The organism is Spirosoma sp. KCTC 42546 (assembly GCF_006965485.1).
Taxonomy (GTDB): domain Bacteria; phylum Bacteroidota; class Bacteroidia; order Cytophagales; family Spirosomataceae; genus Spirosoma.
Genome location: NZ_CP041360.1, coordinates 4,937,964 through 4,954,798, shown reverse-complemented (window position 1 = coordinate 4,954,798; position 16,835 = coordinate 4,937,964). Strand labels below are relative to the sequence as shown.

Here is a 16,835-nt window from a genome sequence, read left to right as displayed (position 1 = left end):
GTGCAGCGAATTCTGATCGACGCACCGGGCTATGAATCCAGTACGGATGAGGAGGAGGCAAAAAAAGAGGAAAAAGCGGTGCCCCTGACGGCGGAAGCGGCTAACGAAATCTTGAAGAATCTACAAGTATGAATAACCTGGGCGGGCCACTGGCGTTCGATGCGAGTATCAACGATGTGAACTGGAAGTCTCAACTCGACGCTATGGAGCGCCGGGTGCTGGGCCTGTCCAATACCACCGTTCGGGAGACCAATAAGCTCGATGCCCAGTTTACCCGGTTAGGCCAACTGGCAGCCGGGTACTTCTCGTTTACGGCCCTTACTCAGCTACCCGCCCAGATTCTCAAAGTTCGGGGTGAATTCCAGCAGTTGTTGGAGAGAATGTTTAAAAACTTAACCACTCTAGTGAAATGAAAACACCTCAGCGAAGGAAACGGGAAAAGCGTTGGGAGAAAATACGGGCCTGTTATAGCGCCTTAGTGGTGAAGCCGGGAGTGATGAAAACGGCGGTTGAGCAGGAAGTGATGAGAAAGTTTGGGATTAAGGCGAGGTCTACGGTTTGGCGGATAGTGAGGAGGTAGAAGGGGGGGGATAGGCATACTGAAACTTTTAGAGAATTATGTCTATCTAAAATTAATTATTTTTAGGTTTCTTAACAGCCTTCATTGATTTAACTTTTTGTGGTTCATATAAAGTTTTTGCATTATTTACAGCTAAAATGACTTTGTTGTAAATATCAGGGTTTTCATTTAATTTGTTCTCAATACTTTCGAGTTGATTTAAAGAGCTCTCAATTATATTTGAATAAGGCTTAAAAGTGTCATTTTTATAGTTTTCAAAAATTAAATTATATAGATTAATGCACGCAATTAAATATTCTGAAGTTACTTCAATGGAAATATTTTCCCTCAGAATTGAAAAAATGAATTCCTTGATTTCGTCAAAAAAAATTAATTTTAGCTTTTTTTCATTAATTTTAAATTCCATCCACCAAAGCCAGTAGTTTGCCATGATGAATGAATAATTTTTATTTTTCTTCAAAAGGTCTATTACTTCAAAAGAGAAAAAAGGTTCGGACCATATTTTTTCATTATTACTAATACTATTTAATAATTCTTTATAAAGTTCAGAAACAAATGCACAATATGAGTGCAAAAGCTCAAAAATTCTACGTTCATCGAGATTTGACTTTTCAGGCAATATGAAATTTAATGATCTCTTATAGATTTCTATTATCTTTATTGTCAAATTTTTGTCATTACTGGGCAATCTTTCAATACAATATTTTATCAAATCTTCATAATTTCTTACTATAGCTTCTCTTATGATATGCCATTCCAGCTCTGCATTATAATTGTCGTAATTTTTGTCATCATATATCAACTTTCTACTACCTTCTGAATAGGACAAATCTTCCTCTTTGGGCGTGTTATGATTAATAATCTCATATAAACAATAATAATATTCATCAAGACCATCAATTGTTAATTTATATTTTGATTGATTAGCAAATGTTTCAACAAATTCACGAATAGTATTTAATAAAGGCCTTATCTCTTCCATTTTAACGCCAAGAATTGCCATTTTAACTACAAGGCTTCTTTGGCTACTAACAATCATAGATGCGTAATTATCTGAACTTTCCTTTAAACAATTATTATATACAAAATGACTAAATTCTATAAATGACTCAATAGTTTCTTTATAAGTATGAGTTTTCCAAGTTAACGATTCATCGAAAAATGATTTATTTTTTATCCCATCTAATAGGAATTCATAGCGATTAGTAATTTCATTTATTAATAAATTAACTATTCGATATTCTTTATTAATTAAACTATTTTTTATTATATCATTAAGAATGGCTATCGGATTATGCTCATAAATATTTAATGCACTTTCAAAAAAATTGGCTCGGCTAACAGTTTGTACATGTTGCTGAACTGCTTCTAAGTCGATCCTATTAACAAGTCTTTTTAATTCGGTAATAGAAAAGGAATTGTTGAGAATTTTTTTCGTTCCCGGGATTAGGAAAATAAAAAAAAGTATAAAACCCAATATAGCTACATTGAAGGCAATATCTCCGACATGAAAAAAGTCGTCATCTTTTAATAATGATGATAATAGACAGCATCCAGCTGTAATTGTAAAAATTAATATTAAATCCTGCCATGTTTCATTGAACAATAGTTTTTTGACATACTGACCATATAGCTTCTTTTGATTTTCATAGGATATTTGCAGGAAAACGACCAAAAAACCTAGAAACGAAGTGATTGCGCCTAGTAAAGATAATGTAATAGTTTGTTGTGAGTCTGCCTTAACTATAATATGAAAAGGATTAAAGTATATGATTACAGGAACAACAAAGGCTATAATTAGTAATATGATTTTAGGTCGATATATTAAAGATTTTATATTTTTACTAATTGATTTTCTAATGTTAATAAGCTTATAACTTAAGAGTTTTAGTTTATTTTTTTTCTGCAACTCTATTTCACTTTCTATTGATACAATATAATTAATATCATCTAGTATGTAGATTATATTATACCTATCAATTTCCTTTAATATTTTATAAATTGATTCATGTAAATAATTAATCTCATTGTAAATATTAGCTAGATAGCTAAAGTCAAAATATAAAAATTCACCTTTATTATAATTTATAAACTTAAACCTATTTGAGCGAATTTTCAATAGTGCCATCCAATGCTGACCATTATTTTCTAATTCATTAGCTAGCTTATTGGATAAATCTATCAAGAAACTTATAGCTGTTGCACTCTTTTTGGTATTTTCTTCAATATACTCTCTACAGTAATTATGTTTATTGAGCTTTGAATTCAAATAGTCTGAAAGCCATTTGCAATACTCTTCTTCGCTTAGGCCTTTTGGTGCATTTTTTTTAACCTCATCAACTATAGTGTTTATAGCCATAAAATTATTTCAATTATTTCAAATTTGTAAAGTATCGTTTTTTATTGTTATTTCTCACTAAAACCATAGCGCGGATCCAAGTCTTTATAATCCGCAATCATAAACTTGACAACATCAAAACGCAATCCTGGAAAGTTCATTTTAAGTTGCTTTTCTTCATCTTCATAAATATTAAGTAAATAAAGCGTGCCTCCCATTTTTCGTCTATCAAAAATATTTTTTAATTCGTTCATATTGTTTATGTAAAAATTTCTTTCTGCTATTAAAAGGCTATCAAGGATAATTTCAATAGTGGCCTCATATTCTTCAACTAATGGCAAAACAGGAATTTGCTCTTCCTTAACTTTTAACTCATTTCCAATTTTTTTAAAAATATTAGGACATTTCAATAACTCATCTCTATTAAAGAATAAATTAAATGAAGTTTCAATTTCTTTGTCACTACCTTTTTCATCACTACTGTGTTCAACAATTACATCATGTATCGGGAAGTCAACATGTTCAGCATAGTTCCTTAAATGATAAAAGAATTTATATGAGAAATAATTATCGTAACAATAACTTTTAGCTTGCTTAAAAGTCTTGTACTCGAAAGACTCTTTTCCATATTTGTGATTCAATTTTCCATCTAAATGATCAATAAAAATTCTACATGAATTAATATAATTGGTAAAGATTCTATTTGTATTTATAAAGCTTATTTCACTATCATAGTTTATGTCAAATATAGCTGGCTCAATTTTTGCCATTTGCTCATTATATGTTTTGTTAATTTCTAGGAATTCATCATAGTTTAATTTTATTTCTAGTTTTTTTCTTTTAAAGTACATGTACTCAAGCATTACATTGTTGCTAAAATTGATTTTATCAATGTCGGCTTGTGAAAGTTCTTCTATGGCATATGCTTCGCTCTGACTTGTCTGTTCTAATAAATAAAATTTTGTTTTATCTAATTTAACAATAACACCAGGTAAAGAACGGATATTGAGACTTTTCTTTTGATTTTCCTCCATCTTTTGTTGAATCTTTGTTAAACTATAAACACTTTGCTATGCCTTCCTTTATGCCAGGTATTAGGAGGAGAAAATTAGAGATGCGCCAACAAAGCAAGTTGAGTTGGCCGAAACATAACTACATCATAAGTAAGAGAGCTTAGGTTCGGATCAGTCTGAACCTTTTCTCTTTTTACCTCAACCCCTCCCTTTATCCATATATCAGAAATACTTCGAGCGGACAAGTACTTTTGCCCAAAATGCTTGGAAAGGTATTTACTCAAAACTATTGAGCCTACAGGTGTGGCGCTAGTCGTTCCATGTGCTAACATCTTTAGTGCAACTAATTCATTTTTTATTAAATATGGGGGTAAATAGGCCACTTACAAAGGTAGGTAGTGAGTCTGCTTCAATATCTAAGTCGTATTCGGTTTTACTGTAATGAGATAAGGTTTTATTGGCTATAAGCCGACTAAAGTTATAATCGTAGTCCTGCTTACTCATGCCGAACTTAAAGCCCAAAATAATAGTGCTATCAACTTTTGCCTTAAGGTTTTCCCTTCTAACGCTATCAATTTGTTCGCCTGAAGAGGAGAAAAACTTTGTACTTGTGAAGTCCGCTTTTTAGAGTATTACGTTGGTAAATGGTAGCTAGCACTTGTTTTATTAAAAGCCTATAAATGAGAACATAAATCCATACTTATTGGTGGACTTTCCAAAATAAGATCCACTTTGAGCATTAGTTATTCATACATTTTTAAATAAATTTTATTTCCAGAAAGTGTATACTTGATTGTTCCACCGTTAAAAACAATTCTTTGGGTTTGGGCGGTGCTAGTCGATACGGTAATAATATGACTGGAATTGATCGTTACTATATCAGCTATGGTTGGCTCATGGCCACATGACCAGGTAGAGGAGGCTGTCCAATTACCTGATTGAAGGGATTCGCAGAAATTATTACTGACGTAGAAGTAGGTTGAATCAGCAACGAATTCCCCAGTGGATGTTTTACCAATTGCAACTACTAATCGCTTTCCAATATTCTTATCTATTGTAAACGTAAAATTGGCTGTATTACCGTTCTTAAATCCATTGTAAGTAGAGTCGGGCGAATAACTAACAAAAAGCCATAGACTTGATAAGCCACTTCCAGTTGCCTGTAGTTGAACAGAACTACCTCCTTTTACTATTTTACCTTGATTTGGTAAATTAATTTTTATGGAAGCCAAGGCTGTTCTGGCGGACTGAATATTTACTTTAGGGGCTAAAAATACCTTTGTGTATGTAAGAGTAGGAGGAGAAAAGCCATTCTGACAGAAATTAAGGGAAGTGCTAGGCTGTTGTAGTAAAAACATGAATTTGGTGATGACTTGATCATTTTCCATTGATCCTAAATGAATCTGATTTGTAATTAAATCAACACAGGAGCCAGAAAGTCCTCCTTGTTGACTACTTAGGGTTACCACTAAATCATGAGTTGATTCACCATATGTATTATTAAGGTTCAAACTAAACAAATCACCTAATACCATTACAAAATTATTTAGCAAAAAATTACCTTCTCGGTCACTAGGTGACTTATATACATAAGGGTAAGTAGTAACAATTGTATGAATTGGCAAAAGATGACGTACTCGATTATCACTTTGATTCAAACTATTAATCGCATCACTCCCAACTGCTAAATCCGTTACGGCCCCATCATCGACCCATGCGTTAACTCCAAGAGCAAATAAGTCACGGAAAGCATTTAAGGGATTAAGCGACAAGTCTTTACTTATGTTTGCGAATTGCGATCCAGAATGTGGTGTGTTTAGCGTGACAACCTTGTGAATATCATTTTCATACTCAGTACTTTGTGAATACTGCCGAATTAATAGCCCCCCCATACTATGGCCGATAACATCCATTTTGCCAGCAGCTATCCCCATATGGCGAAGCTGACCCAGTAGGATGTTGATACCTTGGGGTACCACTTGTTTATTAACGGCAAAATGTTTCCTACTGGTAGGCCCATAATCAGCTCGAAGTAACAGGAAGCTCGGCCAACCCGATATACTTAACTTATCTTCCATTTTTTTGAAACCAGAAGCATCTGATTCAAATCCGTGAACCATCACCACCGGAGCATGGTAAACAGTAATGTCAAACGTAGACAAGGCCGTTGTGCTGGTTGGGGTGGCATACACTCCTGCAACAAGGGTGATTGATATACCTGTTGTTTGTATATAATCCGGGTGCTTATAGCTAACAACCAGACTATCCCGGTTTCGTTGAATAATAGAAAAGCTTCCGGCTGTAGTAACATCTGCGAGGGGTATTTTAATGACTGCCTGACTGTAATCATACCCCCCTCGTGAAACAGTAAACACAGAAGCCTGCGAACCGTCCGCACAGACCTTAAAACTACTTCCTTGGGCAAGTTTTATTCGGGTTTGAAATAAAGGTTTTTGAGGGAGTTGGTGAAAATGTTGAACCGTTGGGAGAACGTCAATATGCACAGGGTTAGACCAGTCACTAACACAAAAATCATTCTTGCATCTTACATAAAATGTTGTAGATTTATCTAATGCAAAAGGAGCCTCAAAGCTACTAATTAACGTGCCACCTCCTTGATTTGACTTAGGAGGATTGGGATTTTCATTAGTAGAGATAAATTTCTGCACATAAGGGTATTGAGTATTACATCCATTTACCGATAGCTTTATTAACTCTTCATTATTCTGTACAATGATTTTATTATATGATAATTGAGGAGCTTTCTTTGGAGAGACATGAATATTGTAAATGTATTTATATGTAATCCGAATTAAATCTGGAGCATCACAAGTTTTTTCCTCAAATTCATATTCTATATTAGAAACATTTTGCACTATTATTTGGGTCGATTGCTTAGCTACATACTTTATATAATTTATTTTTCTTTCGTCAATATTGTAGGAGTCCTTATAGTAATAACCATTTACTTCAATCAAATTTTCAGTATTATATGTAAATTCTGCATCATTAGGGTAACTATACTGACGCACACCATATGACCCACAATATCCTTTTTTAAATAGAACCTTAGCTTTGGCTTGTATGAATTGTTGATTGAAAACGGTAAAAATATCTCCTTCACATAGTTCCAAGTCAGATGTTTCTACATATTCATGTATTTCGTTTTGCGCAGTAGCCTTTCTAGGTATGATGAAAGCAAATAACATTAATATTGATACCGAGAAGAAAAAGTATTTTGTCTTCATAAAGTTTAGACTAGTGTCTTTATTTTTGAGCAAGGAACTTATGTATTACCTGTCTTATTTTTCCTTTTGTCCTAAAGTATTAATTATTTTATGATTACACATACTTATGTATGGAACTGATAGGGGTATTCAAGTTTTAAGGTTTAGATAAATCTTCTTTGTAGCTTTGCCCAAGCTACAAAGAAGATTATTAATCGAAAAACCCTTCGAAAAAAATACCCTTTTTATGCTTCAAAAAATTAGGCTCAAATTGGCTTTACAGTTATAATAGTACTCAGTCTTGATCTACATTTAACTTTTTGCTGAAATTTATAAGAGGGTATAATGACTTTCGCTCACTAATTAACTTTCCTAAAGGGAGCAACTGCGTCCAACTCATTTTGAAAATTAAATCTTTGATATTATCCCATTATACTTTTCAAGTAAATCATTTTCCATTATTTGGAACTCTGGTAATTTTAATTGCGATTTAAGTCCTTTATCCAGCCAATCTGAGAGTTTTTCTTGGTTTAAGGGTAACATTATCCCATTTTGGCAAAGATATAATGGGCGCCTTCGCAGAACTGGCTTAAGAAGAGGACCTTCTGCTCCTCTTGCATCTAATGCATGCTGGCAAGATAAGCTATCTGCAATAGCTATATCTGCCTTTTTAGCCGCAACAAAGGCAACGATATCAGCGATGTTGCTTGTATCTATTACAGTAACTTTACTCGGACTGATCTTTATAGACGTCTCTAAAAGTTCATGCCCAATCTCACCTCTACAGACGACAAAGGTGAGGGGATACTGTAATAAATCTGACTGTGAGGTGATTCTATTCTCTGTTTTGCGTACTATACCAGATACAGACACCGTATGTAAGAAAGCGGTAAAATCTACACTTCGGCTACGTTTCGGAGTTTGAAAAATTGATAACAAAATATCAGCTTTATCGGCGAGTAAATAGTCTATAGAGGATGAAAAACGTATCTGTTCAAATTGAGCTTCGATACCTTGAGTTTGACAAAATGCCCGAAGAAGATTGATATATAGGCCGTCATGTTTTTCAACATCATCTACGGTGGAATAGCAAAAGGGAGGATAGTGGCAGTAACCTACACGTAATATTTTAGTCTCCTTTACATGTGTTAAAATATCTACATGGACAGAATTAACTGGAGTTTTCGGGGTTGTTAAAATTGGACTTTTGGGCTTAAGCCATGCTAATACTGCTATTGCGACACCTACTATACCAACAAACGTTGCAATATCCATATGATTGCTATATTATATATTGTAATTAGTTACAAAATATTCTTTGTGAATAGTTGTTTTTTTATCCCAAAAACCTTGTCACAAGGCAAATTGATGGTTAGGAACTCTTATTGACTATATGTCATTTATTTGCCCCGTTATCTAACAAATTATTACTTATCAAGTAGCAAAATAAAGAACAGTCCAAAAACTATGAGAATTAGCTTAGTCATATAAAGCTTTACTCAAAAAGGCAAATAACCCTTTATTTCCTTCACTTCCTACGGGAAAAATACCCTTTATTGAGTCAATGAACATATTCAGTTGTGTATATTTATTTTGCAATTACCTCATCTACTCATCCGGCTTAGTCCTATACCCCCTCCTGAGTTCCTTAATCGTCGATGCTCCACCGAGTAACGTAATGGCCGGAATCAAAATAGTGGCCACTTCAGGCTTCAAGAAAATACCACAAAGAATAATAGCTGCAAACTGAAGATGCCAGCGCCAGTAACGGTATAGGATTCGGGAAAGGTGTTCGAACTTATCCAGCCAAGTAGGGGTGGAGGGCTTGCGGTTGCCCGATTGGGGGGTTCTTGTCCGGCTCATAGGAGTACACGTCTTTAAAAGATTGTGTGCGCTCCGTCTGTAGTGAGGGCAAATGGATTGTTAAATAAAGGTAGCGCCTTGTCAAGGAGTTGTCAAGCTTGAAACGCGTATTCGCAGAAAAATCATTAGTATTTTTGTGAGCAACTTTAGTAATTGGTTGATTTTTAAGGTGTTGTAGTTTTTGTGCCACTAGTCGTAGTTTCTGCGGTTGCCTCTTGATCTGCATCACAATACCAGAATAGTTTTGTTTAAGAGATCATAGTGAAAACATTTTGGACGATTATTTGAACAATGGGTAGTTGCACCAACCGGTTTAAATCATGTATATACAGCAAATCTTGCCGGTAGTCGGGAATACATTTGCGATGATAAGGGAGTTTGTCGTTCTTAGTACAGCAAATTATCTCACACTAAATGGACGAAGACTTACCTCAACAGGGACAACTACCAGTATCCTCTAAACCAAAGTTCAACCCTTTGACCAACCCTACACTTATGGGATGGTTGACCATACTTGGTACAGTACTTGGTATATATGGACTTTATCAGGCTTATCAGTCAGAGAAGGTAGCTAAACCTGTGTATAGAGTTATATCCGATGTGGTAGTAACTGAAAGTCGACAAAATTCAAAAATCAAAGTCTACTATGATTCGGTTGAGGTTCAGAATGTTAGGGCCGCTACAGTTGTTCTTTGGAATGCGGGCAATGAATACTTAGATAAGTCAGCATTTTCTCGGGATAAACCAATATCCATAAAATGCTCAGTTCCTATTAGGATTTTAGAGGCCAAGATGATTGCAACCACACGTCCTGAATTGAAATTTTCGCAGACATTTCACCCAGATCAGGTAAAAGGTAAATTTGATCAAGTTGATTTACAGATTGAAGGGGATGAGGGATTAGAAGCTGATGATGGGGCAACATTTTCTATTATTTATACTGGCAAAGTAAACGGTAATTGGTATATAGATACTAGAATAAAAGGAGCACCCAAAGGGTTTCAAAAGGTATTTGAGCCGGAAAGAAAACTAGAATATGGTGATATTATTTTTTTAGTAACTGCTATCTCTATATCTGTACTATTTTATTATGGTGTTCGTAGCAAAGATTCTAATATATTTGATCGTATTCTTTTCTTTGGTATTTGTTTACTTGTGCTCGTTATGTTATTTAACACCCTCCATTTTGGATATAATACTGCAACATTATTGTCACCACCTGAAAAATTGATTAAGTAAATATTCTCTTTATAGAATTTATTCCTCAGTTTCGTATTTAACATTTGGGTAGTAAGTTTTATAGACAAAATTTTCAATATGAGTGCCGGGCAAGTTTTTTATTAAATGGTAAGTAGTAATTAAGTCGGTTCTAACGATATTTTCATTAGGTTTGGGATTGGGTACAGATAAATCTGAGGTATCTGGGGTAAATTCCCACTTCATTCCTAAACTTGAAATACTGTTTATAAACAATAAGGCTTGTTCGTATGTAGATAATTGGGCTCTAAGCATTTTCCCATAAAAGTACTTTTGTTTTTCACTCAAAACTGTGGACGTGTTTAAATATTTATAGCTTTGAAATAAATGCCTAAAATAATGACCTAATCTATGTTGATGACCTCCATAATATTTTATATAGTTGTTATTTAATAGTGAAGGCACATCCTTAGTTTCCGAGGCATTAGTTGACAATAAACTCATATTATCAGTTTTAATATATTCTGCTAACTTATTTTTAAATTCTACGTCTTTTAAGACCTTTAGCTTAACCCATTCGCCAAAAAGCTGCTTATTCTCCTGCCTAGGCTTTAATTTAATATAGTTTAATAAGTTATTTATATAGCCCTTTTCATATCTATTTGAAAAATTACTTTTTAAAATAGATTCTCCTTCTGAGCCTATTCCATAATAAATTATGGAATAGGCTATGTCAATATAAGCCATTTCGTGCAAATTAATATCAGGATTGACTTTGGCTATAATTTTTTTCAGTTTTTCTTTATAAGGTTTTGTTAATATTTCGCTATCAATATCATTAATTGGGTAGTTTTTTATTTCATTAAAACATTCAATAAATTGCTGAAATATCATTTTAAACACTTTCCTGCTTGTTGCAGTTCGCATTGAGCTTAATTCGCCATTTATAGTATCAATCTCATCATATCTTGTATAACTCAATTCGTTGATATTTTCTCTGTGCAATTTTATTAACTCAAAAAAAGTTGACTCGAATCCGTCAATATTGTTTCGAATTGACTCCTTATAATTTTGCTCTTTTTGTTCTTGAAATGTTAAGAAAATCAGTAAAGTCCCTGATAGTGAAAATAGGGTTCCTACAACACCACCAATAAAATCGCCAAACTGCCCTGTTATACCAAAATCTATTTTATTGCTACTCCATATTTGAAGATTGTCAATTTTTGATGACACAACAAAATAGATAAATATGGAAATGCCAAAGCCTAATAATCCCCATGCTATATTTCTAACCAAGTTATAATTCATTTTTTTCTTGATAGTCTATTAATTTATATTAACGTTAGTACTCTTAAAGTCCGCTTTTGATATATTCTAATGTAAACTGAATTTCTATTAATAGCCTCTCAGACTGCGAGGAAACTGACTAAGTTTGAAGAAGCTCAATGAGTATTCGTTCTTTAACTCCGTTGTATTCGGGGTAATTTCTAGGTTCAAATACAATGGCTACTTGCCTGGATAAATACATTGTTTGATTTGGGTTTTCGCCGATAGGCTCTTTTAGAAGCCTATGATAATTATTGAACCTCTTGTCTTTCTCTTCGGGCTTTCTTTGGCCTAAATACTACTAAATGGTGACAATAAGAGAAAAATAGACTACTAGTAGACCTATTAGCTCCAAATGATGGTCTTTTGTGTAATGAAAAATTGCTTCAAGCAGCTTCATAGTTTGGTGGATCGTACTTTCCTTTCTAAAGGCAAATAGATAGAGTGATTACCTATTGATAGTAGTTACCCAAGTGGGGCTAAAACATGTAGCTACATCAAATGTTGCCACTTGGTAAAGCGAGGAGTTCATTTATATGAAAGAAACTTTCACTTTACTGTAGATAAACGTCTACTGCTTACCTTTATACGAAATAAGATTTTGATAAAGGGGTTATGTCAGAGATCACAGAGCAGGTAGGGCAGTTGATACGGGAGGCTAGGAAGGCCAAGGGAATGACCCAACAAGAAATGGCTGATAAATTAGGTATCTCCAAATCTGCATATAGTAGATATGAAAGTGGTAGTCAGAATATAACTATTGTGACTTTGCAAAAAATCGGGGAGGTTTTAGGATTGGGCCTAATTGTACGCTATCAATAATTTTTTTATTCTTATTGTTGATATATATGTTGACAATTGATATATTTGTTATGTTAATGTGATGCAGAAAAGGCGATATAATACCTATAGGGTTGCCCGCTGGACAGTATGCAATGAATTGATAGTTAATAAAAACCCCAATGCTGCAAATCTTGGCAGACTCAGCAAAGGGGCAATGTGCAACAATTTAACCTTTCGAGTTATGTGTAACACGGAACAAAGTTACGTGGGTAGGGGAAGGAATGCAAACACCCCTCCACAAATGGCCCAAAATGCGGCCAAAACCCTTTCTATGCCGGATGATTGGCAAAAGGCTTTCCTTCAAAAAATAGCCAGTGACGAAGAGACCCTCAGTGGCTTATTCGATCTGTTGTATCGAATGTGGAACTTTCGGGATACTCCTTCAAGCGAAGGTCTACAGGTCGAAATGTTTTCGCACTGGGTAGGTAGTGAAAATGTGGACCTAAATCAGTATCGGTATGAGATACGCGATTTTGTTTCTCATCTTAATGATGTTAATAAGCTAAAAGAGGAATTTGAGTTCTTCAATACCAATTCAGGCTACACCACTGCTTTTAAGCCTAAAAAGGAGGTGAGTCATGACTAAGCCAACAGCAGAGTTTATAGGCACCTTAAACGTTTCCTTTGCGACCGACCCCGAGCAAGATTCCGAGGCTACCCGTATTTATTGGGCCTTGGAGTTAAGTAAGAATAATTCCATTCGCGCCCTATTGCTGGCCTTTGGAAAGGGTGACGACGAAGCCGCGTCGGGTCACCTGCAAGAGGTAGAGTCCTATCAGGAAATTCAGAATGCGCTTTTTGAGTTAGCCGCTCAACTTGTTGAGGCCAATTACCTTGCCTCTAACCCACAAGTCAGTATTTTTTCCGTGGAAGATCGGACGAAAAGTTTTATCAGCAACTACCGAAAAGACCCTAAGGCTAAGTGATGAACGACCTCATCCGAATTACCAACAACGAACAAGGTTCGTCGGTGGTAGCCTCCGCTCGAGAGTTGTATGACTTCTTAGGGTTCGACCCTTCGCAATGGTCGCGCTGGTCGAAAAAGAACATCATTAATAATCCCTACGGCAAAGAGGGTGAAGACTGGGAGGGGTTCGACCTAGTGTCGAGCGGTAATGCGACAAAGGATTTCCATTTGACAGTGGATTTTGCCAAACGCCTGTCCATGCTTGCCCGAACCGATAAAGGGGAGGAAATCCGACGGTACTTCTTGGAGTGTGAACGGAAAGCCCAACAACAGCTTTCTCCGGTTTTACTGTCAGTGGAACAGGTTTTACTGCAACAGGCCCATGCGTTGGTGGAGCAGGGCAATCTACTGGCTCAACTACGGGCGGAGGTGGAAAGTATAAAAGGGAGTTCGGGCCTAATTCGCCCATCGGTTATTCCTCCTCACCTAAAACGTACCCCTTCGCTGACCAATCCCCCCAAACGACCTGCTTCGGATTTGCGGCAAGCGGTGAAGCATCGGGTAAACGAGTACTGTGGGTATCATGGAGCCGAACAGGGAGAAACCTACAATTACCTGTATAAGCGGCTTAACGAGGTGTGGAGTATTAACGTATACCGCTTGATCCGCTTGAGTGGAGAATCCATGCTGGATGCCATTGAGCGCTATGGGCATTTAGACAAAATCCACGGCTTAATAATGGCGGAACTCAAGTACGTGGAGGAATGAAAAGTGAGACAAAAAACCAAGCCCGTATGAGTGTTACGGGCTTGGTTAAACTCATTCGCAAATTGCCTCAGTACGAAGCCTGGAAACGAAGTGTGTTTTTGCGTGACCATTTTCAATGTCAACAATGTGGCAAGCGTAACGGGCGTAAGCGAGTGATTGAGGCTCATCACCTGATGGAGTTGTCTACCCTTGTCAGGATGAACGGCCTTGGTACGGTGGAGGATGCTATTAGTTGCTTGGCTTTATGGTGTCCCGACAACGGCCATACCCTATGCCATTCCTGCCATGAGCAGACAGAGAGTTACCCGAAGAGTTTTCGTAAATTAAAGAAGGAAAAGAAGAGGAAAAATGGCTAATCAATGCACCAAAGCTAATGTGTCAAATGATTCAATCATTAATGCTTACCTAGCCGGTGGCACAATTAAGTCGGTTGCGGCATTATTTAAAATGAGTAGCGGAATTGTCAACCGAATAGTTAATGAGGTTGGTATTACCAGACAAAAGTATAATAAGAAAAAGGCCATACTTACCCCGGAAATTAAGCAACAAATAGTTGCCGCCTACTTGGATGGAAATTCCAGCCTTGAGATTAGCAAAGCGTTTGATGTGTGTACGGGAACCGTTACGAATATAATGAATGAAGCGGGCTACGTCGTCACTCGTAAGCACCTTACCGATGAACAAAAAAAATACATCTTGGATGCTTACGTTGATGGGAAAAACAGTTACGAAATTGGCAGAGAGATTGGATTTAGTAATGTAATTGTATCTAAGCTTATTCGAGAGTCGGGAATTGAAAAGCGTAGCCTTTACCGCCTTTCCGAGGAACAGCAAGCACAAGTAGCCATTGATTATGAAAATGGCGAATCTTCCGAACAAATAGCCAAGCGTTTAGGGGTATCAGCCAATACTGTTCGGGATGCTATTAGAAAGAATGGTGTTGAGATTCGGCAAGTTTGGCCGAAAAAGGAAGTACCAGCAGGACAACTATTTAATCCTAACTATGACCCGCAAGATTTGCCCGAATGTAGTTTTGCGGGCATCTATAAGTTTACTAATAAGATTAATGGAAAAATTTACGTTGGTCAGGCTCAGGATATTTACCAACGATATTACCGACACCGAGAATCAAGAAATAAAGGATTATTCCCCAATGCCTTAAAAAAGTATGGCATCGGTAATTTTCATCTTGAAGTTTTGGAGCGAGTAGAAGACCTTTCTAGGTTGGATGAACGCGAACAGTATTGGATGGATTTTTACCAATGCTATGACCCTAAAAAAGGCTACAATATCGCTAAGGTTGCCAGTTCGTGCAGGGGCGTCAAAAGGAGTGCCGAACAAGTAGAAGTTATGAGGGCCAAATTAAAACATTTTTATGCTCACAATGAAAACCCAAATAGGGGGCGAAGGGCATCCGATGCGACAAGGCGAAAAATTTCAGAATCTCACATAGGCAAAACCCTTTCGCCCGAACATCGCGCCAAACTTGGCAGGCCAATAACACCCGAAAGGCGAATGGCTCTAAATAAAGGCATAAATGAAAAATGGCGCAAAAAGATTGCCCAAATAGATCCATTGTCTAGTGAAGTCATAAAGGTGTGGGAGCGAATAGAGGATATAAAAGAAGAGTTAGGTATTTGTATTGGTAGTGTGCAGTGTGCTTGCAGAGGCAAGGCTTACGACTCCGCAATAAAAGACTATCGACCAAAAACCACTCATGCTGGTTTTAAATGGCAATATGTTGATTAACAGAAACAGGCCGACAATCCCCTAAAACGATGTCGGCCTATTTCTTTACCCAACGGCAATATTTGATGTAGCTACATGATTTAGGCCCGCTTAGGTAACACTTATTCTACATTTTAATGTAGTGCATTAATGGTAGAGTCAACACCAGCATTAGTAGTATAGAAAAAAGTTTCCAATTACTCACAAACTCAAGTGTGATAGTAAAAAGGAAACGTTGTTTCGCGAGATGGCAATTTGAGATCTTAAGTAACTTCTATAAATATCATTTTCAGCTTAGACAGGCCGTCTCGTAAAAACGGGCGTTTAAAGCGACACAGCCCGCTTTCGTACTTCCTAGAATAGTACGAAAATAAATCCATTGCAAAACGTCCAAATAGGAAGTTTCAAGGGGGTTTGGAAGCCTAAAAGCATGCCTATTTTCGTACTTTAAGAAGAAAAGTACGAAACGGCAGAATGGCCGTATTCATGCTAACATGCTGGGTAGAACTAACCCTTTTTGTCAATTGTACTGTTGAGAAGTTCACGCCAATCCAGCTCTAACGCATGAATAGCTGCTTGGCAAGGCTGGCCATCAAAAGCAGCTATAGGCAGGTGGATGATGCTGCTACCGTCGATCAAAGTCACGTTGACTAAAACTTCCCCTTTGGCAACAATTCTATTCAACACCTCAAGGCCGGTTTCTAATTCGGGCAGGTCAAAGTGAAAATGCCGGTAATCACCTTGTCGATCGAGGGTAGTTATGAAGAAGATCATAGTCCATCAGGTTATATAGTCCTAATACATATGACCACTTGTAAGGGTTTGACCAATGAGTTGAAACTTAGCGAGCGGGGTTTTACTACCCCAATTTCAGTTGCTCCAAGCCAGTGAATTGGAGACTAGTTTATCCGCGTCTACCAGGCTTATAGCAGATACTACCAATAATACCTTGATGGTAGCCAGTTGACTAAAGCCCTTTCGCTTTAGCTCCGCTATGCATGTTTCGATACTAGCTGTTTGTTTATACACTTGCCAGAATAGTGTC

16 protein-coding genes are annotated in these 16,835 nt (G+C 36.5%); 9 read left to right on the top strand and 7 right to left on the bottom strand.

The features are described 5' to 3' along the window. Nucleotides 1–132 (top strand): hypothetical protein, encoded by a 132-nt coding sequence (locus EXU85_RS36005; protein WP_256365993.1) that lies wholly within the window; start codon nt 1–3, stop codon nt 130–132. Beyond that, a complete protein-coding gene (locus EXU85_RS20335; RefSeq protein ID WP_142773844.1) occupies nt 129–413 on the top strand; it encodes a hypothetical protein in 285 nt (94 codons plus the stop codon). The genes EXU85_RS36005 and EXU85_RS20335 overlap by 4 nt, the downstream gene beginning before the upstream one ends. Before the next feature lie 219 nt (nt 414–632). Here EXU85_RS20335 and EXU85_RS20330 read toward each other — a convergent pair whose 3' ends face one another. The 5 genes from EXU85_RS20330 to EXU85_RS20310 form a co-directional block, all read right to left on the bottom strand. After that, nucleotides 633–2,939, bottom strand: coding sequence for a hypothetical protein (locus EXU85_RS20330; RefSeq protein WP_142773843.1), 2,307 nt, complete (start codon nt 2,937–2,939; stop codon nt 633–635). A 47-nt stretch (nt 2,940–2,986) separates the two neighbouring features. Next, nucleotides 2,987–3,952 (bottom strand): hypothetical protein, encoded by a 966-nt coding sequence (locus EXU85_RS20325; RefSeq protein WP_142773842.1) that lies wholly within the window; start codon nt 3,950–3,952, stop codon nt 2,987–2,989. 722 nt (nt 3,953–4,674) lie between these two features. Beyond that, nucleotides 4,675–7,179, bottom strand: a complete 2,505-nt coding sequence (locus EXU85_RS20320; RefSeq protein ID WP_142773841.1) for a triacylglycerol lipase — start codon at nt 7,177–7,179, stop codon at nt 4,675–4,677. Between the two features lie 387 nt (nt 7,180–7,566). Then, nucleotides 7,567–8,433, bottom strand: a complete 867-nt coding sequence (locus EXU85_RS20315) for an ABC transporter substrate-binding protein (RefSeq protein WP_142773840.1) — start codon at nt 8,431–8,433, stop codon at nt 7,567–7,569. Nucleotides 8,434–8,766: 333 nt separating this feature from the next. Further along, nucleotides 8,767–9,021 carry a hypothetical protein gene (locus EXU85_RS20310; RefSeq protein ID WP_142773839.1) on the bottom strand — a complete coding sequence of 85 codons (255 nt, stop codon included), beginning with the start codon at nt 9,019–9,021 and terminating at the stop codon, nt 8,767–8,769. A 414-nt stretch (nt 9,022–9,435) separates the two neighbouring features. On the opposite strand from EXU85_RS20310, the gene EXU85_RS20305 reads away from it, so the two are divergent. Beyond that, nucleotides 9,436–10,260, top strand: a complete 825-nt coding sequence (locus EXU85_RS20305) for a hypothetical protein (protein WP_142773838.1) — start codon at nt 9,436–9,438, stop codon at nt 10,258–10,260. 18 nt (nt 10,261–10,278) lie between these two features. Here EXU85_RS20305 and EXU85_RS20300 read toward each other — a convergent pair whose 3' ends face one another. Further along, nucleotides 10,279–11,526 carry a putative phage abortive infection protein gene (locus tag EXU85_RS20300; RefSeq protein ID WP_142773837.1) on the bottom strand — a complete coding sequence of 416 codons (1,248 nt, stop codon included), beginning with the start codon at nt 11,524–11,526 and terminating at the stop codon, nt 10,279–10,281. 633 nt (nt 11,527–12,159) lie between these two features. On the opposite strand from EXU85_RS20300, the gene EXU85_RS36215 reads away from it, so the two are divergent. The 6 genes from EXU85_RS36215 to EXU85_RS20270 all read left to right on the top strand — a co-directional run bounded on the left by EXU85_RS36215 (nt 12,160) and on the right by EXU85_RS20270 (nt 15,811). Next, nucleotides 12,160–12,366: a helix-turn-helix domain-containing protein gene (locus EXU85_RS36215; RefSeq protein WP_142773836.1), complete on the top strand. Its 207-nt coding sequence runs from the start codon at nt 12,160–12,162 to the stop codon at nt 12,364–12,366. Between the two features lie 262 nt (nt 12,367–12,628). Beyond that, on the top strand, nt 12,629–12,973 hold the full coding sequence (locus tag EXU85_RS20290) for a hypothetical protein (protein WP_142773835.1): 345 nt from the start codon (nt 12,629–12,631) through the stop codon (nt 12,971–12,973). After that, the gene (locus EXU85_RS20285; protein ID WP_142773834.1) at nt 12,966–13,313 is read left to right on the top strand and encodes a hypothetical protein; all 348 of its coding nucleotides are present in this window, start codon (nt 12,966–12,968) and stop codon (nt 13,311–13,313) included. Before EXU85_RS20290 ends, EXU85_RS20285 begins: the two co-directional genes overlap by 8 nt. After that, nucleotides 13,313–14,062: an antA/AntB antirepressor family protein gene (locus EXU85_RS20280; RefSeq protein WP_142773833.1), complete on the top strand. Its 750-nt coding sequence runs from the start codon at nt 13,313–13,315 to the stop codon at nt 14,060–14,062. The genes EXU85_RS20285 and EXU85_RS20280 overlap by 1 nt, the downstream gene beginning before the upstream one ends. A 26-nt stretch (nt 14,063–14,088) precedes the next feature. After that, nucleotides 14,089–14,418 (top strand): HNH endonuclease, encoded by a 330-nt coding sequence (locus EXU85_RS20275; RefSeq protein WP_142773832.1) that lies wholly within the window; start codon nt 14,089–14,091, stop codon nt 14,416–14,418. Continuing rightward, entirely contained in the window at nt 14,411–15,811 is a 1,401-nt protein-coding gene (locus tag EXU85_RS20270; RefSeq protein ID WP_142773831.1) for a helix-turn-helix domain-containing protein, read from the top strand. Before EXU85_RS20275 ends, EXU85_RS20270 begins: the two co-directional genes overlap by 8 nt. Nucleotides 15,812–16,297: 486 nt before the next feature. On the opposite strand, the gene EXU85_RS20265 is transcribed toward EXU85_RS20270, so the two are convergent. Further along, entirely contained in the window at nt 16,298–16,564 is a 267-nt protein-coding gene (locus tag EXU85_RS20265; protein WP_142773830.1) for a hypothetical protein, read from the bottom strand. Nucleotides 16,565–16,835: the final 271 nt, after the last annotated feature.